General features: G+C 54.9%; 16 protein-coding genes, 1 tRNA gene and 1 pseudogene. 10 read left to right on the top strand and 8 right to left on the bottom strand.

Annotated features, from left to right (window positions below; all coding sequences use genetic code 11):
* Positions 1-60 precede the first annotated feature (60 nt).
* A complete protein-coding gene (locus ACL2XJ_RS01040; RefSeq protein ID WP_413725402.1) occupies positions 61-591 on the bottom strand; it encodes a carbapenem self-resistance protein CarG family protein in 531 nt (176 codons plus the stop codon).
* A gap of 659 nt (positions 592-1250) precedes the next feature.
* On the bottom strand, positions 1251-2000 hold the full coding sequence (locus tag ACL2XJ_RS01035) for an enoyl-CoA hydratase/isomerase family protein (protein WP_413725401.1): 750 nt from the start codon (positions 1998-2000) through the stop codon (positions 1251-1253).
* Positions 2001-2618: 618 nt separating this feature from the next.
* Between ACL2XJ_RS01035 and ACL2XJ_RS01030 the strand changes: the two genes are divergently transcribed.
* Positions 2619-3461 carry an endonuclease/exonuclease/phosphatase family protein gene (locus ACL2XJ_RS01030; RefSeq protein ID WP_203524804.1) on the top strand — a complete coding sequence of 281 codons (843 nt, stop codon included), beginning with the start codon at positions 2619-2621 and terminating at the stop codon, positions 3459-3461.
* 119 nt (positions 3462-3580) lie between these two features.
* Here the strand turns inward: ACL2XJ_RS01030 and mltD are convergent, their stop codons facing one another.
* Both mltD and gloB read right to left on the bottom strand, forming a co-directional pair.
* Positions 3581-4963 (bottom strand): murein transglycosylase D, encoded by a 1383-nt coding sequence (mltD, locus tag ACL2XJ_RS01025; protein ID WP_413725400.1) that lies wholly within the window; start codon positions 4961-4963, stop codon positions 3581-3583.
* A gap of 71 nt (positions 4964-5034) precedes the next feature.
* Entirely contained in the window at positions 5035-5787 is a 753-nt protein-coding gene (gene gloB, locus ACL2XJ_RS01020) for a hydroxyacylglutathione hydrolase (RefSeq protein WP_413725399.1), read from the bottom strand.
* Between the two features lie 48 nt (positions 5788-5835).
* Here gloB and ACL2XJ_RS01015 point away from each other — a divergent pair, with 48 nt between their 5' ends.
* Positions 5836-6546: a class I SAM-dependent methyltransferase gene (locus ACL2XJ_RS01015; protein ID WP_413725398.1), complete on the top strand. Its 711-nt coding sequence runs from the start codon at positions 5836-5838 to the stop codon at positions 6544-6546.
* A 12-nt stretch (positions 6547-6558) separates the two neighbouring features.
* Here ACL2XJ_RS01015 and rnhA read toward each other — a convergent pair.
* Positions 6559-7127, bottom strand: a pseudogene (gene rnhA, locus ACL2XJ_RS01010) (ribonuclease HI).
* Between rnhA and dnaQ the strand changes: the two are divergent.
* The 3 genes from dnaQ (at position 7072) to ACL2XJ_RS00995 (ending at position 9689) form a co-directional block, all read left to right on the top strand.
* Positions 7072-7839 (top strand): DNA polymerase III subunit epsilon, encoded by a 768-nt coding sequence (gene dnaQ / locus ACL2XJ_RS01005; protein WP_132926258.1) that lies wholly within the window; start codon positions 7072-7074, stop codon positions 7837-7839. The pseudogene rnhA and the gene dnaQ overlap by 56 nt on opposite strands.
* Positions 7840-7974: 135 nt before the next feature.
* Positions 7975-8051 (top strand) — tRNA-Asp (locus ACL2XJ_RS01000).
* A gap of 369 nt (positions 8052-8420) precedes the next feature.
* Positions 8421-9689 carry a chloride channel protein gene (locus tag ACL2XJ_RS00995; protein ID WP_413725397.1) on the top strand — a complete coding sequence of 423 codons (1269 nt, stop codon included), beginning with the start codon at positions 8421-8423 and terminating at the stop codon, positions 9687-9689.
* Positions 9690-9693: 4 nt separating this feature from the next.
* On the opposite strand, the gene ACL2XJ_RS00990 is transcribed toward ACL2XJ_RS00995, so the two are convergent.
* Positions 9694-11190 carry an NCS1 family nucleobase:cation symporter-1 gene (locus ACL2XJ_RS00990; protein WP_413725396.1) on the bottom strand — a complete coding sequence of 499 codons (1497 nt, stop codon included), beginning with the start codon at positions 11188-11190 and terminating at the stop codon, positions 9694-9696.
* A gap of 157 nt (positions 11191-11347) precedes the next feature.
* On the opposite strand from ACL2XJ_RS00990, the gene ACL2XJ_RS00985 reads away from it, so the two are divergent.
* From ACL2XJ_RS00985 to puuE, 3 genes are read left to right on the top strand one after another with little or no spacing between them, the layout of a single operon-like run.
* Complete coding sequence (locus ACL2XJ_RS00985) at positions 11348-12073, top strand: GntR family transcriptional regulator (protein ID WP_413725395.1); 726 nt, start codon at positions 11348-11350, stop codon at positions 12071-12073.
* A complete protein-coding gene (locus tag ACL2XJ_RS00980; RefSeq protein WP_413725394.1) occupies positions 12070-12807 on the top strand; it encodes an aspartate/glutamate racemase family protein in 738 nt (245 codons plus the stop codon). Before ACL2XJ_RS00985 ends, ACL2XJ_RS00980 begins: the two co-directional genes overlap by 4 nt.
* A 28-nt stretch (positions 12808-12835) precedes the next feature.
* Positions 12836-13810 carry an allantoinase PuuE gene (gene puuE / locus ACL2XJ_RS00975; RefSeq protein ID WP_132926268.1) on the top strand — a complete coding sequence of 325 codons (975 nt, stop codon included), beginning with the start codon at positions 12836-12838 and terminating at the stop codon, positions 13808-13810.
* A gap of 14 nt (positions 13811-13824) precedes the next feature.
* Here puuE and hpxZ read toward each other — a convergent pair whose 3' ends face one another.
* The gene (gene hpxZ, locus ACL2XJ_RS00970; protein ID WP_132926270.1) at positions 13825-14208 is read right to left on the bottom strand and encodes an oxalurate catabolism protein HpxZ; all 384 of its coding nucleotides are present in this window, start codon (positions 14206-14208) and stop codon (positions 13825-13827) included.
* A 159-nt stretch (positions 14209-14367) separates the two neighbouring features.
* The gene (locus tag ACL2XJ_RS00965; protein WP_413725393.1) at positions 14368-15954 is read right to left on the bottom strand and encodes a gamma-glutamyltransferase family protein; all 1587 of its coding nucleotides are present in this window, start codon (positions 15952-15954) and stop codon (positions 14368-14370) included.
* Between the two features lie 202 nt (positions 15955-16156).
* On the opposite strand from ACL2XJ_RS00965, the gene ACL2XJ_RS00960 reads away from it, so the two are divergent.
* Together ACL2XJ_RS00960 and ACL2XJ_RS00955 are read left to right on the top strand one after the other, a co-directional pair.
* Entirely contained in the window at positions 16157-17002 is an 846-nt protein-coding gene (locus ACL2XJ_RS00960; RefSeq protein ID WP_413725392.1) for a MurR/RpiR family transcriptional regulator, read from the top strand.
* 232 nt (positions 17003-17234) lie between these two features.
* Positions 17235-18026, top strand: a complete 792-nt coding sequence (locus ACL2XJ_RS00955) for a transporter substrate-binding domain-containing protein (RefSeq protein ID WP_203524794.1) — start codon at positions 17235-17237, stop codon at positions 18024-18026.
* The last annotated feature ends 13 nt before the right edge of the window (positions 18027-18039 follow it).

The raw sequence follows: 18039 nt of genomic DNA, 5'->3' as shown, positions 1-18039 counted from the left end.
CATTGCTGTGAGAGGACAGCGATCGGAAGACCGCCTCCTGCAGGATAATCAAATTGCGCCTCAGGGGGGCAGGCTGATTCGATCAATTTCCGAAAATGCCTGTTCCACGGATAAATAGGGCTGCGAGCTGGAAAATGTTTTCATCACCTGCCAGCTGTACAGCGGCATACCGGGGTCGTTGTGCGTTTCGCTAAGCTGGTAGACACTGAATGAAACCGGTTGCGTATCCGACAGGTCGTCGCCGGTCTTATGGGCGCTCACCAGATAGTAGTGTGAACCGGCGCGATAAAGCCGCGTATCGGCAATGGCGATGGCCGATGCGGATAACCAGTAGTCAAACCAGATAAAATAATCATTATTTGCCACCGGGACGATACTAAACCCTCCGTCAGGCTTGCGGATAAAAAAACTCATGCCGCGATTGGGATATGCGGTATTGTTGTCGAATTGCCCCAGCATAATATAATCATCACAACCATCGTTATTGATGTCAATGATATTGGCGCCCGGGGTTAAGTCCACCGGGATCAAGGGAGCGGCGTAAATAGGGAAGGGGAAAAACAGTAATCCCGCCAGAAAGCTATTTTTCATCGGCATTCCTCTACTAAATAATTACCGATTAGAGACGCGGATAATAAATAATCAGCCCTGACTGCAATGAAAATTGTATAAATTAATAGTGCCTGTATATATCCTTTCAGCATTATCCATCCAGTTAAAAGTGAAGACGATTGGTTTGGGTGAGGCGTTTATCCTTTTACTATCAATGGCCTTCGCGGCAAACCTATAATTTTACCTGACCGGCATTCGGTTCAAGTTTATCAAGATAAAACTAACCCGACTCACAACAAAATATTAAAATATTCTGGCTGTGCGCTATAATAATTATTGATATGGTGTATTTTCAAATTATAGTGTGATAATCAGTGCTTAGATTTGTAGAAAGAAGATAGTGGTTTCATATAATATAAATAATTGTTTAACGCTTTGAGTAGAAGATAAAACCGCTGTTTTGTTGTGAATTTAGATAATGTGTAGGCGATATTATACAGAAGCTGAGACATTGTTTATCGGGATCTGCGGTTCAGTTTTATCATAAAAAAGTGTTGCTGTGGTATAGGGTAGATTTTCTTGATGGGCCTATCTCATCGGTAATCTGATGATATCGATACAAGACAGCAATAGTCTTGTTTGATAAAACGAGATCGCATTGCCATACATAGCAAAGGCTATAGATCGTTAGTTTAATTTTACGTTAAATTCAGGCTGGATTTCTGCGTGCCATGCTTATTGGCATGGGAAGCGAAAAATTTTTTTTGCAATAATTTTGATTCCTGCCCCGATCGCTCAAGCGTCTGGATAAAGGGTTTGTTCATGGCGCGCTTGGTATGGCTGAATACAGCTCTTGGGTATGCCGCTAGTAAATTTGCATGGCCGATAGCGGCACTCACCAGCAATTCACGCTCGGTGATTTGATTGATAAGGCGATAGTCCAGACAGCGTCGCGCATTCATTTCGCCACAGCGATAAATGATCTCTTGCATAGTGGTGTAGCCATGTGTGAAATGCAAAATAGCCGCGCCTAACGAACAGCAGATGCCTTGCTTAAGTTCCGGCATGACGAAACAGGCGTCTGCCGACATGATACGCCGGTCAAACATCATGGCGAACTGGAAGCCTATACCAATGGCATAGCCATCCACTGCGGCCACTGTGGGCTTGTTCACCTCCAATACTGTGCGGTAAAGCTCAACCAGCCTGTCAATCCAGCGTTCAGCGGCTTCTCCTCTCAGTTTTTTAATCTCGTTATAGTTGCCCCCGGCTGAAAAAGAGCGGTTTTCGCCACCGTATACCACCAATGATTTGACAGCCTCGTCATGCTCGGCGGCCATGAGCGCCTTGATAATGGCAATCTCGAGATCCTCATTAATAATATTATATTTAGAAAAATTATTTAAAGTAATCAAACGGACTGAACCTATATTTTCTTCTAGAATCATAGTCATTTTCCTTGGTCAGAAACAGCCGGTTTAATGGGCTGATGATACGTTTTCTTTTGTCATAAAGTCGCTATTCAACACGCTATGATAGATTATATGAAAGTTATAAATATTCATTTAATACAATTTGCGGATGAGAACGAAATAGGAAAATATATATTTACTTATCGTTTAAGTGACAATATAAGTAGGATTTTTTTAAAAATATACTGAACCAAAGTATAGCCAGTAAGCGGAAAACAGGAAGAGCCGTTAAACCTGAGACTTATTTTCTTAAGAAAATGTGTCTCATTCACTACCGGTCATCGCGGGAAAATAGCCGGCCCAATGGGATGGGACCCGCTCAATGACCGGTTAGGGACAAAATTGCTATAGGTGGGCATCACCTGGCTTATGGCGATGATACAACAACTATTTAACGCTTCGGGCCCGCCGCAACCCATTCTATGGTACACTCTATAAAGTTATTCTTAAGTTTTCAGGTTAACGTTGAAATTAGCCGGTAAACGCCTTATAAAGTTCAGTAGCTGGATAAAAGTCTGTGGGTAAAAAAACAGCTATGCAGATGACCCAATTATTCTTCACAGGCGCGAAAGAAACAGTTGATAGGCGGTAACCGTGCCAAAAAAAACATATTCAGTCAGGTATGTTGCGGGCCAGCCAGTTGAGCGTATTTTCCCTCCACTTGCCTTTAGTCGTCTTGGCCAAGCGCTTCCCCCGGGGGAACCGCTGCCGGGTTCCAAGCTGTTACGGGTGATGGTATGGAATATCTTCAAGCAGCAGCGTGCGGATTGGCTTTCAGTGCTCAAGGGTTTCGGCAAGGATGCCCAGCTGATGTTGCTGCAAGAAGCGCAAACCACCCCGGAACTCATCAGATTTGCCACGTCAAACTACATGGCTGCCGATCAGGTGCCGGCGCTGGTGTTTCCGCAGCATCCATCGGGCGTAATGACGCTGTCGGCAGCCCATCCGGTGTATTGTTGCCCATTGCGTGAGCGCGAACCGCTGCTGCGTTTGGCGAAATCCGCCCTGGTGACGGTCTACCCCTTGTTCGATGGGCAGTTGATGATGGTGGTGAACATCCATGCGGTGAATTTCAGTCTGGGGGTGGATGTTTACAGTAAACAGCTCGGACCCATCGGCGAGCAGATACTTAATCACCAGGGACCGGTGATTATGGCGGGCGATTTCAACGCGTGGAGCCGGCAGCGCATTCTGGCGCTGTATCGCTTTGCCGATCGCATGATGCTCCAGGAAGTGAGATTTCTGGACGACCAGCGGCGACGCGCGTTCGGTCGGCCGTTGGATTTTGTCTTCTATCGGGAGCTAAAAGTAACCGAAGCATCGGTGCTGGTGACGCAGGCTTCTGATCATAATCCGCTGCTGGTTGAATTTGAGCCCCATAAGCGAAAGGATTCCTCGGTACCCCAACAGCAGATTGTCGGAATAAAGCCGCGCTAACGGCGAGATGGCGGCAGGCTGCCTTTTCTGAAGACAAAAAAAACAAGCAACGAATTGCTTGTTTTTTTTATATCGGCGCTTTATATCTGAACCAGTTCGGCACCTGATATGGACACCCTTCAGGAATCCGTGGCTTTACCGTTTACGAACAGGGTCAATTTAAGACCGGGTTGTAACGTGCTGGCACTGTCCAGCGCATTGTTCCAACGCATCACATCTTTTATATCCACCCCATGCCGCCTGGCAATACTGGCCAATGAATCACCTTTACGCACCTGATAGGTGATACTGCCGCCATTGCCGACGATACCGGTATTGCTGGCCACCTGTAGTGTCTGGCCGATCTTGAGATTGCTGCTGCTGCGTAAATTATTCCATTTAAGCAAATCAGCGGTTTTAACGTCCAGACGCTTGGCTATGCTCGACAAGGTATCGCCGGAGCGGACCTTGTATTGCGCTTTCGCACCGCCTACGGCTTTGTTATCCGCAAGCTGGGTGGATTGCACCGCGGCAATATCCCCTACCGCCAACGAGTCCCTGAACTGCGAAGCGTGGGCTTTGGGCAGCATCAGGTAATGCGGACCGTTCGGCGCGGTAACGTTAAGTTTATAGCCGGTGTTATAGCTTTTTAACTTGGTTAAAGATAACCCGGACATTTCTGCCGCTTGCGTCAATTCTATTTGCTGGCCCACTTCAACCCGAGCCAGCGCACGATCGTCATCACCTTTCGGCAACACAACGCCATATTGTTTGCTATTCTTAATAATAGCGCTCAGGGCAAGCATTTTAGGAACGTAGATTGTTGTCTCGCGCGGCAAGGATAAAGACCAAAAGTCAGTGGGTTTGCCCCTGGCTTTATTGGATTTGATCGCTTGCATAATACGTCCTTCACCACTGTTATAAGCAGCAATGGTTAATAACCAATCGCCATCAAACATGCGGTTCAGGCGTTGCATCATATCCAACGCGGCGGTTGTAGACGCGACAACATCGCGACGTCCGTCATACCACTGGTTTTGCTTTAAACCATAATTCCTTCCTGTAGTAGGCACAATCTGCCAAAGGCCAGCCGCTTTAGAGGCGGATGTTGCCTTGGGGTCAAAAGCGCTCTCCACTATGGGTAGCAGTACTAGTTCCATCGGCATTTTGCGTTGCTTTATCTGCTCGACTATCCAGTACATGTACGGCTCTGCCCGTAATGTTACATCGTGGAGATAGCTCTTGTTATGTAAATAACGCTTTTTTTGTTCGCGGATCCGGGCGTTTTCCGGTACCTGCATCTTCAGCTCGTCGCTAATGAAGTTCCACAGATCGGGTTGCGCGAGACTTGAATTATCCAGCCATCGCGCCGAGGTCGCTCGCTCATCTGTGTACTTTCCTGCTTCACCTTGACCTGCCGAAGAAACACTCTGTGCATGCTGTTCGGGTGCGTTATCGTCCTGCCTGGACGTCTGGCAACCCACTAGCAAGACCGAGGCGATTAATATCGCATGAGTCTTCATCGTGTATGTCAATAGTTGCTTAAAAGACAAGCAATAATACTTTGAACACCCCGACAATACAACTAAAACCTTTAGAAATGATCCTTCTTCTCCCGTAATAACGCAAAAATACGCCATTCTTCATCCAGGGTGTGATGTGGGTCTAACTTCCTTTGTAAATCAATGTCATGACAACGTAAGAAAAGGTTAATTTTGTCCTCAATTTGCAGTGTGGAGGGCAGGCTTGCTTGGTTTTTTGACCGTAACTGCCTAATTTTACGTTCATAAGCGGCGATCGGCTCATCTTCGGGAAGAATCGAACGGGCAAAGGCAAGATTAGCCAGGGTATACTCATGGGCGGCGCAGATGAGCGTATCCGGCGGAAGTCGCTTAACTTTCTGAAATGACTCATACATTTGCCGGGGAGTGCCTTCAAAAAGACGGCCGCAACCGGCGGAAAAGACCGTGTCGCCGCAAAACAGGTACGGGGCGCTGTAAAATCCGATATGTCCTAGCGTGTGGCCCGGGAAAGCCAGTATCTGAAAGTCCAGGTCCAGCAGATTTACCTGGTCTCCCTCGCCGACGATATGGTCGGCACCTTTACTGGCTGTTTCCTGCGGGCCGTATACCGGGACGTGATAGCGGGCGACCAGATCGGCCACGCCGCCTACGTGATCCTGATGATGATGGGTTAATAATATCCCTTTAAGGGTAAGCCGGCGTTCGGTGAGGGCAGCCACCGCCGGTGCGGCTTCGCCGGGGTCGACGATGATGCTTTCCTGCTGGTTATTATACAAAAGCCAAATGTAATTATCCTGGAACGCGGGAATACTGATAAGATTCATCGTTAACCTCTGTTTATTTTTCTTAAGGTATCTAGAAGATAGTCAAACATGAAACCAGCGCAAATTACGCAGCCTATTGTCGCGCCAACCTCATGGGATGACCTCCCATATGGAGATAACTATCGCCGGGCTTTAGAGACCAGTCTGCAGCCCTGGTGGCCGAAATTGTTTGGGTTTCATTTATTGAAGATCGGTGCGTTAAGCGCCGAGCTGGACACTGAAAGCTGCGCGGTATCGCACCAGGTGAATGTGGGCGTTGAAGGGGGAACGCTGCACGTGGTGGCGGATCCCTATCAACTGCCCTTTGCGAATAAATCCACCGATGCCTGCCTGTTGGCGCATACGCTGTCTTATACCTCGGATCCGCATCGTCTGCTCAGGGAGGTGGATCGGGTATTAATCGATGACGGCTGGTTGATTATTACCACATTTAATCCGGTGAGTCTGCTGGGTCTGGGCAAAATCTGCCCGATTCTGCAAAGTCGCCAGCCGTACCGGAGCCGGATGTATACCCAGATGCGGCTGATGGACTGGCTGAGCGTGCTTAATTTTGAGGTTCTGCACCGTTCACGTTTTCAGGTGCTCCCCTGGCGCCGGCGCGGCGGACGTCTGCTGAGCGAACATCTGCCCGCCATCGGCTGCCTGAGCGTGATAGTCGCTCGAAAACGCACCTTTCCGTTAACGCTTAACCCGTTGAAAAGCAAATCGCTGGCGGCCTCCCTGCGCCGTACGGTAGGGGCCGCCAGCCGCAGCAGTTAGTTGCCGCCGGCTCTAGGCTTGCGCCCGGTAGCCGATATCCTCGAAGGCGGGATTCAGCGCGGCGCTGCGGGCCAGTTCATCGCAACGCTCGTTTTCGGGATGGCCGGCATGGCCCTTGACCCAATCCCAGCGCAGCACGTGAGTCTGTATGGCTAAATCCAGCCGCTGCCACAGGTCGACGTTTTTCACCGGTTTTTTCTCCGCCGTTTGCCAGCCGCGTTTTTTCCAGTTATGAATCCATTGGGTAATGCCTTGGCGCACGTACTGGCTGTCGGTGCTGATGACCACTTCGCAGGGGCCCTTCAGCGCTTCCAGCGCCACAATCGCCGCCATAAGCTCCATGCGGTTATTGGTGGTAAGCCGGTAGCCGGCGCTGAAGGTCTTTTCATAGTCTTTATAGCGTAAAATCGCCCCGTAGCCCCCCGGGCCGGGATTACCGAGGCAAGAACCATCGGTGAAAATTTCTACCTGCTTCTGCATATCTGGTAGACTACCTGTCTGTTAAAAAAACCAAGTCTGACATAAATGAGCGCTACGGGCACTGGAATTACGCGGCAGATTGTTCTTGATACCGAAACCACCGGTATGAACAAGCTGGGGGTACATTACGAAGGCCATCGCATTATTGAAATCGGCGCGGTTGAAGTGATTAACCGCCGCCTGACCGGCCGGCATTTTCACGTTTATCTGAAACCGGATCGGCTGGTTGACCCCGAGGCCTATAACATCCACGGTATCAGCGATGAGTTTCTGGCGGACAAACCCACGTTCGCCGACGTCGCCGATGAGTTTATGGAGTTCATCCGGGGCGGTGAGCTGGTTATCCATAATGCGCCGTTCGATATCGGCTTTATGGATTACGAGTTCGGCAAGCTCAATCGCGGTATCGGCAAGACTGAAACCTTTTGTACGGTCACCGACAGCCTGGTGCTGGCCCGAAAGCTTTTCCCCGGCAAACGGAACAGCCTCGATGCGCTGTGCGATCGCTATCTCATAGACAACTCCAAGCGCACGCTGCACGGCGCGCTGCTGGACTCCGAAATTTTGGCGGATGTCTATCTGGCCATGACCGGCGGCCAAACCGCGATGCGTTTTTCCATGGAAGGGGAGAGCGGGCGGACCAATGCGGACGGCGGCGAGCATATCCAGCGCGTGCAGCGCTCCCAGTCGGCGCTGCGGGTGATATATGCCAGCGAGGAGGAATTGGCCGCCCATGAGCATCGCCTGGATCTGGTGAAAAAGAAAGGCGGCAGCTGCCTGTGGCGCCCGGCGGAAGAGTCCCAAACCCATTAGATTTTTTTCATACGGCTGGAAAAACAGCGTTATGTTGAAATTATCGCCAAACGATGTCGGCCGGCGTAAAAAGCATTGACGGCATCCGGCGCTGACCGTACTATTCGCCTCGCTTTCCCGACAAAGCACAAGTGCGGTGCGGTAGTTCAGTCGGTTAGAATACCGGCCTGTCACGCCGGGGGTCGCGGGTTCGAGTCCCGTCCGCACCGCCAACAAGATTCAAGATGGGCCACGGTTATGCCGCGGCCCGTTTTTTTTTGTCTGTCCATACCTACGAGACCCGTTGAGCGCGGCGGCTGGAATGTGTTCAGCTCCCCGTTGAAACGTGCTGAAACCAATCTCACAACATACTGCTTTAAAAGCTATTTCCGAATATAAGCCGTTGTGCCATCATTCTGCCGGTAACGTTATATACACTAAATAATTCGAGTTGCAGGAAGGCGGCAATACAGCGACAAATCTGTCTGGAACAGATTTGAACGCGCCTTGTCGCGGTCCCGTCAGGGGCGAGGCCCAGGGATGGGTCGAGTATTGCCAACGAACCTGCAACTTGAAGTATGACGGGTATATCAGGAGATCAGATGTCCCTAACACCTCATCCCGGCAACGCGTCGGCGGGTATGTTGGCCTTTATCATCATACTGACCGGCGTCGGCGCCGGTGTAGCGGGCATGTTCCTTGCGCTGCTGCTGCATACCGTCCAGCATATGGCTTATGGCTATAGCCTGGACAGCATTATCAGTCCGGAGAGTTTTCTGACCGGCGTCAGCGCGTCTTCCCCACAGCGCCGGGTCGCTGTTCTATGCCTGTGCGGCCTGGTGGCCGGCATCGGCTGGTGGCTGGTGTATCGCTATGGCCGCAAGCTGGTGAGCATCAAGCGAGCCATCAGCGCCGAGGCGCCGCTGATGCCGCCGGCCGCCACGCTGTCGCATATTCTCCTGCAGATCGTTACCGTTGCATTGGGCTCGCCCCTGGGACGGGAGGTGGCGCCACGGGAGGCAGGAGCCTTGCTGGGCGGCTGGCTATCCCATTACGCCCGCCTGAGCCATGAACAGCGGCGCCTGGTGGTGGCCTGCGGCGCGGGGGCCGGTCTGGCGGCGGTGTACAACGTGCCGCTGGGGGGCGGGGTGTTTGTATTGGAAGTTTTATTGCAAACGTTCAACTGGCAGACCGCCATTGCTGCTCTGGTTTCTTCCGCTATCGCCGCGTCCGTTGCCTGGCTGGGACTGGGCGCCGAACCGTCGTATATAGTAGACCATTTCCCGCTGACCCTGCCCCTTATCGCCTGGGCGGTGGTCACCGGGCCGCTGTTCGGGCTGGCGGCCTACGGTTTTGTCCGCTTGACCGCGGCGGCCCGCAAACGCGTGGTCCGCAATAACCAGCTGCCGGTGCTGTCGTTTGTGAATTTTGCCATCATCGGCGTACTGGCCGTCTGGTTGCCGGCGCTGCTGGGAAACGGCAAAAGCGCGGCACAGCTCGGATTTGCCAGCGAGGTGACCATGAGCGCGGCGGCGGTGCTTTTGGTCATTAAGGTAGCTATTACCGCCAGCAGCATCCGGGCCGGTGCCGAGGGCGGATTGTTAACCCCCGGACTCTCCAATGGGGCGCTGCTGGCGGTGGTGCTGGGTGGCCTGTGGAGCTTGATATGGCCAGGCGTGCCGGTCGGCGCCTATGCCGTTATCGGCGCCGCCGCGTTCCTTGGCGCCTCCATGAGCATGCCGCTGACGGCCATTGTGCTTATCACCGAATTCACCCGCATCGACCATGATTTTCTGGTGCCGATTATTCTGGGCGTGGCGGGCTCGGTCTGCGCCTGCCGGCTATGCGGCAAATGGCTGGGCCGGTCCTGAACGCCTACTCCTTCGGCGCTGAAACCATGCCTGCGTAATGCACGGCGGTGTCGGCGACCCGTTCGCGGCGGGCCAGGTAGCGGTAGCAGCCGCCCCCCAGGAATACGCCGATAAACCAGCTGAAATTCGCCACCTGATGCAGGCTCGGCGTGAAGCTGATGGCCAGGCCGATAACCACCGCCGGCACCAATGCCATTATCGCTTTCGGATTAAATCCGTTCCGATACCAGTAGCGCCCGCCGGGCGTGGCGTTAAACAGGTCGTCCACCGAGATTTTACCTCGCTTGATAAGATAAAAATCCGCCACCAGGATACCGAACAGCGGACCGATAAAAGCCCCCAGCACATCCAGGGTGTAGTGAATCAATTCCGGGGACTGGAACAGGTTCCAGGGTGTCAACAGCACCGAACCTATGGCCGCTATCATGCCGCCGGTGCGAAAGCTGATTTTTTGCGGCGCGCAGTTGGAAAAGTCGAAGGCCGGCGAGACAAAATTGGCCACGATATTGATACCGATGGTGGCGATGATCATGGTGAGCAGGCCCAGGGCCACCGCCACGCTGCTGCCGACCCGGCTGACGGTTTCAATGGGGTCGGTGATCATTTGCCCGAACAGGCTCTGGGTTCCGGAAACAATGACCACGGTCACGATGGAAAACAGTAAAAAGTTGAACGGCAGCCCCCAGCGGTTGCCCCGGCGGATTTCGTCCATGCTTTTACCGTAGCGGGAGAAGTCGCCGAAATTCAGCAGCGGCCCTGAAAAATAGGAAACAACCAACGCAATGGCGGTCACCATTTGCCAGGCCTGCTGGCCGTTGGACAGCGACTTGCTGCTGAGAGTAAAGGAAATATTGCTCAGACCGGTTTGATAGAGGATCCAGCCGGCCAAGGCCAGCATGACCACATAGACCGCCGGACCGGCAAAATCGATAAAACGCTTGATGGCCGACATGCCGTGCCAGAACACCATCGCCTGTAAAAACCACATCAGGCCGAAGCACATCCAGCCCAGGGAGGAGAGGCCCAGCCAGCGGCTTTGCGTCAACGGCGTCAGGGTGGGGAAGAATTTCAACAGCACCAGCATCAGGGCGTTGGCCGCCAGGAAGGTTTGGATGCCGTACCAGGCAAAGGCGATGAGCCCGCGGATGACCGCCGGGATATTGGCGCCGAAGACGCCGAACGCCTGGCGGCAAATAACCGCATAGGGCACACCCGCCATCTGGCTCGGTTTCGCCACCAGATTGGCGCAGATCTGCACAATGCAAATCCCGCAGAGCAGACAGATTAACACTTGCCAGCTGGCCAGACCCAGAGTGAAGAAGCTGGCCGCCACCACGTAACCGCCCATGCTGTGCACATCGGACATCCAGAAAGAAAATATATTGTACCAGCTCCAGTTTTGTTGACGGGTAGGAGCGAGATCATCATTTGTGAGCTTGGGACTGTAATGGCTGTGATCGATGGATCCGGTTTTCGGGGTCATACTGTTACTGTTTGGCATGGAAACTGCTCCTCTGAATACTCACCCGTGAATGGAAGATGATAGCTATCGACAGGGGAAGGTTTTGCAGGATTCAGGCCAAGTGTTGAAAAGCTTGTATACAAAATAATTATTTTACGTATACGATAATCTATCGGTACGTATACAGGAGTGTGGCATGTCCAGTTGGTACGGGCTAAAAACCGTCATTTTTTCGCAAGATAAAGACGATGAAATCTACCATGCAATCGTTAAAGCCATTGTTGAGCACCAACTGCCGCCGGGCAGCAAATTGCCGGAAGAGTCGCTGGCTGCGGTGTTCGGCGTGAGCCGCACCGGCATCAGAAAAGTGCTGCAGCGCCTCGGGGCGGTGCAATTGATTACGCTTACGCCCAAACGCGGTGCGCAGGTGGCGACGCCCGGCGTGGATGAAGCCCGCAATGTGCTCGCCACCCGCTGCATGCTGGAGTGCGCGAATCTGCCGGCGGTGGTGGAACGATGCGAAGCGGCGCATATCACTGCCCTCAAGACCATCATGGATGAGGAGCAACAGGCTCATGAGGCCCGGGACGGCGCGACGGCAATCCGCCTGTCGGCCCTGTTCCACGTGCAGCTGCAGGCCATCTCCGGCAATGATGTCCTGACCCAGATGGTATCGCAGCTTACGCTGCGCTCGTCGCTGGTGATTGCCGCTTATGGCGCTCCCTGGCAGCAGGGTTGCCGTTGCCACGATCATCAGGAGCTGCTTGACCTGTTGAAAGACGGCCGCTCCGGGGCATTGGCGGAGCGGATGAAGCGCCATTTCGACGAAATTCTGGCAAATTTGCGGTTTGAACGCAGCGGTGAAACCGCGCCGGACTTCGCCCGCCTGTTCGGTATCGCCGCCAAGGGAGAATCGGTATGACGTCGTGCTGTATACAATTAATCAATCCCAACACCAGCCTTTCCATGACCGAACGGATACTTACGGCGGCCCGTGACGTGGCCGCGCCGGGCACGGACATCTTTGCGGTGTGTCCCGAGGCGGGGGCCCCCTCCATCGAGGGTCACTTTGACGAAGCCATCGCCGCCATTGGCGTGCTGCAGCGGATTAAGGAAGGGCGTGAGCAAGGGGTAGACGGCCATGTTATCGCCTGTTTCGGCGACCCGGGGCTGCTGGCGGCGCGTGAACTGGCATCGGCGCCGGTTATCGGCATCGCCGAAGCGGCGATGCATATGGCGACGCTGGTGGCCACCCGCTTTACGGTGGTGACTACCCTGCCGCGCACCCTGATCATCGCGCGCCATTTGCTGCAGCAATATGGATTTGAGCGGCACTGCGCCAGGCTGCGCGCCATCGATTTGCCGGTGCTGTCCCTGGAGGACGGTTCCGGCCTGGCCCGGCGTAAAGTGCGTGAACAATGCCTGAACGCCAAACGGGAAGACGGCGTGGGGGCCATCGTGCTGGGCTGCGCCGGCATGGCGGATTTAGCCCTGGAACTGTCCGCTGAACTTGAGATGCCGGTGATTGACGGCGTGAGCGCGGCGGTGAAATTGATAGAGTCGCTGCACGGTATGAAATTGTCCACCAGTAAACAGGGGGATCTTGATTTTCCCGTTCAAAAAGAACTTTCCGGGTATTTTAAGGGACTAAACTGAAATATCAGCGCTCAAAAAGGAACAGCCCATGACTGAAACCACCGAAAAGAAGAGCTTTTCCTTCAATAAGAACTATCCCCGCGATCTTATCGGTTATGCCGGGAAACCGCCTGATGCCGCCTGGCCCGGCAACGCCCGCATTGCCGTCCAGTTTGTCCTGAATTATGAAGAGGGTTCGGAAAACAGCGTACTGCACGGCGATACCGGCTCCGAGCAGTTTCTCTCCGACATCATCGGCGCAGCCAGCTATTCGGAGCGCCATATGTCTATGGAATCATTGTATGAGTATGGTTCCCGTGCCGGATTTTGGCGTATTCATCAGGAATTTCAGCGCCGCGGCCTGCCGCTGACCCTCTTTGGCGTGGCGATGGCCCTGGCGCGCAATCCGCCGGTGGTGGAGGCCGTCAAACAGGCGAAATACGATGTGGTGAGCCACGGCTGGCGCTGGCTGCACTATCAGGGCATGGACGCCAAAACCGAACGCCAGCATATGCATCAGGCGGTGGACGCGCTGACCGAACTATTTGGCAAGATCCCACTGGGATGGTACACCGGTCGCGATAGCCCCAATACCCGGCGGCTGGTGGTGGAGCACGGCGGGTTTCTCTATGACAGTGATTATTACGGCGACGACCTGCCTTTCTGGACTCAGGTAGCCTGCACGGACGGATCCGTTAAGCCGCATCTTATCATTCCCTACACCCTGGAAACGAATGATATGCGTTTTGCTACGCCCCAGGGGTTCAACAGCGGCGATCAGTTCTATTCCTATCTCAAGGACAGCTTTGACGTTTTGTACGACGAAGGGGAGACCTCGCCGAAAATGATGTCGGTGGGCATGCACTGCCGCATCCTCGGGCGGCCAGGACGCTTTCGGGCGCTGCAGCGGTTTCTGGATTACATCCAGCAGCATGAGCGGGTATGGATTTGCCGCCGGCAGGACATCGCCGAGCATTGGATTTCCCATCACCCTTTTAAGCCGCCGCGGCCGGAGCATGAATAAACCCGCGCGCCGGGTTATCCCATCAGGCTGATATGAGCGGCGACAATGCGCCAGCCGCAGGCCAGTTTTACCCAGGTCTGGGTTTGTCGGCCGATACGGTCGGTGCTTGGGCGGGTAAATTCGGTATTTGCCACCGCCATATCGTCGCCAAATGTAGTGATGACGGTATTTTGCAATACCCGGTCCAGCCCGTTGGCCGGCCGCGTTGCCCGAAAGGCCTGGATAGCCTCGATACCGTAAAGATTTTCGCCGGCGCCGTAGCGGATAGTGCGCGGGTCGTGCCAGAACAATTCATCCAGTACGGCGACATCGTTGGTGATAAGCGCCTGTTCGTAGCGGTAAAAGGCGGCGTTGACTTCCGCCAGTATCGCGGGGCGATCGATAAATTCACTTTTCATGCGGCGTGCACTCTTGCTGGGTCGTTTAAATACTATCCGTTTAAAATAATATCTGACCGCCTATGTAAAAAGGGCTGCGCCAGAATGCCCGTATTGGCGTTTTCCGGCAAGCACTGAACGTCAATTTCGATAGATTTCTGACTGTTTTGCATAGCGCGTTCAAAAACCGGCGGCGCTGCCGTTGCTGCGGGGATCAAACGCCCCTTCCAGCATGCCGTTGTTATGGCGGATAACCGCTCCCGCGTGGCCTACCGCTTCGCTGAATTCTGGCAGCATCTCCACCTGGTGGCCAAGGGCGCGCAAGGACGCCACCGTCGCGGCGGAGAAACGCCCCTCCAGTTTCAGCGTATCCGTGGCCTGTCCCCAGGTGCGCCCCAGCAGCCAGCGCGGCGCGCTGATGGCCCGCTGCAGCGGCATTCCTTGCATTACATGGCGGATAAACAACGCCGCCTGGGTTTGCGGCTGGCCGTCGCCGCCCATGGAACCGTAAATCATCGTTCGTCCGTCATGGAGCTTCGCCGCGGCGGGATTCAGGGTATGAAAAGGATATTTGCCAGGGGCCAGGGCCCGCAGATGCGCGGGGTCCAGGCTGAAGGACGCGCCGCGGTTTTGCCACAGTACGCCGCTTTTCGGCAGCAGCACGCCGCTGCCGAACTCATGGTAAAGGCTTTGGATAAAGGATACCGCCAGCCCGCTGCTGTCAATGATGCCCATCCAAACCGTATCCCCCGGCGACAGGACACTGCCCCAGGGGGCCGCCTGCCCGCTGTTTATCCGTTCCGACAGCCCGTCCAGCACCGGCGCCGCCAGCAGGCTTTGGGCATCCAGCGTCATATGGCCCGGATCGGTTATACAGTTGTCCCGCATGGCAAAAGCCAGTTTGGTGGCCTCGACAATGGCGTGAATGCAGTGGCTTTCCGACTCATTGGCCCAGGGGAGACGATCCGTCAGCCCCAGGATCATCAGGGATACTAAACCCTGGGTGGGGGGCGCCAGATTAAACAGTTCTCCCATGCTGTGCGACAAACGCAGCGGAATGCTTCGCCGGGCATGAAACGCCGCTAAATCGTCGGCGGTGACGGGCATGCCCAGCAGGGCCATCTCTTGGGCCATATCAGCCGCCAGCGGTCCGCGATAAAAGCTGTTCAGTCCTTCCACCGTCAGGCGGGTGAGGGTATCCGCCAATTGCGGCTGAATAAACCGGCTGCCGGCGTCGGGGGGCTTGCCTTGAGGCAGAAACTGCCGGGCAAAGCTTGCCTGCTTCGCCAGCTCATCGAATTTTTCCGCGGATGCCCGTGCCTGGGATAATGACACCGGCATACCGTCGGCGGCATAACGAATGGCATCCCCCAGCAGTTGCGAAAGCGGCAGCAACGGATTGCCCATTTCCCGGGACAGCGTCAGCGCCTCCGCCCATCCCGCCACCGTCCCGGCAACGGTCAGGGCCGATTTCGGGCCGCGATGGGGGATAGCCTTCAGCCCGTCATACAGCGATATGGCGGCAAGGGAACCCGCCGGTCCGCCGGCGTCGATAGCAACGGGATCCCCCTGCGGCGGCACGATCAGCCAAAAACCATCGCCGCCAAGCCCGGTCATATGCGGGTAGACCACCGAGATGGTGGCGGCCGCGGCAACCATGGCGTCGATGGCGTTACCGCCGGCGCGCAGAATAGAAAGGGCGCTTTCACTGGCCAGATGATGGGGCGTTACCGCCATTCCCATCGGCGCGATATTACTGTGGTTCATCGGGGGCATGGTCCTGTCGCCAAGGATGGATAAGGTGAGTTAAGCAAGAGGCGTTCCAACGTGCGGACCGCTATTGACATAGGTGACATAAGGCACGCGATACCCAATAGCTTTCGAGTTACAGCCAGCACAGCTGCAACTTGAAAGATGGAGGGTATATGCTAGGGTAGGTTGAAACGAAAGTAACAGGGAATCAGGGAACATGACGCCTTTTGATGAGCGGCTGCGTGACGCTTATGCCCGTTTGTCGCCGCAGGAACAGCGCATAGCCGGGTTCATTGCCGATCATTTTGACGATATGACCAGCTATAACAGCGCCGAACTGGCGAGGCTGAGCGGGGTGTCCAAGGCGACGGTAAGCAGACTGTTCCGGCGTTTGGGATATGAGAATTACCGCCAGGTCCGCGATGAGCTGCGCACGCTGCGCCAAAGCGGCATGCCCTTGGCGGATCGCCGCGACGCGGTGCTGGGCAATACGCTGCTGGAGCGGCATTACAAACAGGAAATGGCTAATCTGACCCACTGGGTCAACCAAATGGACGGCCCGCAGTTTTCCGCGGTGATCCAGGCCATGAGCCACGCACGGCGACTGTGCCTGGTGGGGTTGCGCAACAGTTATCCGGTGGCGATGCACCTGCGTCAGCAGCTGTTGCAAGTGCGCAGCCAGGTTAACCTGCTGCCCCAGCCGGGACAAACCCTGGCGGAAGAGGTCATTGATCTCACCGGCGATGATATGGTGGTGGTGGTGGCGTTTCGCCGGCGTACCCCGCAAATCCGCCCGTTCTTGGCAAAACTTCAACACAATAATGTGCCGGTGCTGCTGATAAGCGAGCCCCAGGCGCAGGCCCTGATCCCGCTGGCGCGTTGGCATTTGGCCACGCCGCTGGATAGCGTATCGGCGTTTGATTCCTATTCGTCGGCCATGAGCCTGGTGAATTTAATCAGCAATGCGCTGTTGCACGACACCCTGGCCCAGGGGCGGCAGCGCATCCATAACATTGCGGACTGGTACGGCTCCCTGGAAGAGCTTGAGCAGCGCCGCACGTAATAAAACGGCGCGCCGGAGTGGTGCGTTTGCCCACTGGCGGTGCATACGGCCTTCGCTGAAAAAGCACATCCTCAGCCCGCGAAAACCCCCGAATACCCCGACTGACCGCGTTTAATAATAGGTTACGCCGTGCCCGTGCGCGGGGAAAATGTCCGGCTTCATTTGGCACATTAGTTGCAGATTGACTGATTGTAGAATCATTAGTTTCATCATTTCACCTGGGAAACCGAGAATGACCATCAGAAAACAGCTTATTGCCCTGGCGGGCGCGGTCCTGTTGCTGACCCAAGCCGGCGCGGCCATGGCCGATCAGTGGCAGCAAATCCAGCAGCGCGGCGTGTTGCGCGTTGCCATCCCGCAGGATTTCCCGCCTTTTGGTTCCATCGGCACAGACATGCAGGCCGAGGGCTACGATATCGATATGGCGCATTATCTGGCCGACAAGATGAAGCTCAAACTGCAACTGGTGCCGGTGACCAGCGCCAATCGGGTGCCTTACCTGCAAACGGATAAGGTGGATCTGGTGATATCCAGTTTGGGCAAAAACGCCGAACGTGAAAAAACCATCGATTTCAGCCGGGCCTACGCCCCGTTTTTCCTCGGCGTATTTGGGCCGAAGGACGATGGGCTCAAAGCGCCGGCCGAGCTTAGCGGCAAGACCATAGCGGTGACCCGCGGCGCGGTGGAGGATATGGTGCTGACCGACCTGGCGCCGAAAGATGCGCAGATCAAACGTTACGAAGACAATAACACCACGCTGTCGGCTTATATGTCCGGCCAGGTGCAGTATGTGGCCACCGGCAATCTGGTGGTGAGCGCCATTGCCCGCCAGAACCCCGCCAAAGCGCCGGTGCCGAAATTCATGCTGAAGGATTCCCCCTGCTTTATCGGCCTGCGCAAGGATGAACCGGCGCTGAAGGAGAAGGTTAACGCGCTTATCACCGAAGCGTTAAAGGACAATACCCTGAACAGCCTGTCCGAAAAATGGATGAAAGCGCCGCTGCCGGCGGATTTGGGCGCCTGAGGATGCCACTCCC

The organism is Sodalis sp. RH16 (genome assembly GCF_047324245.1).
GTDB lineage: Bacteria > Pseudomonadota > Gammaproteobacteria > Enterobacterales > Enterobacteriaceae > Acerihabitans > Acerihabitans ligni.
This window is presented reverse-complemented; position numbering and strand designations above follow the sequence as displayed.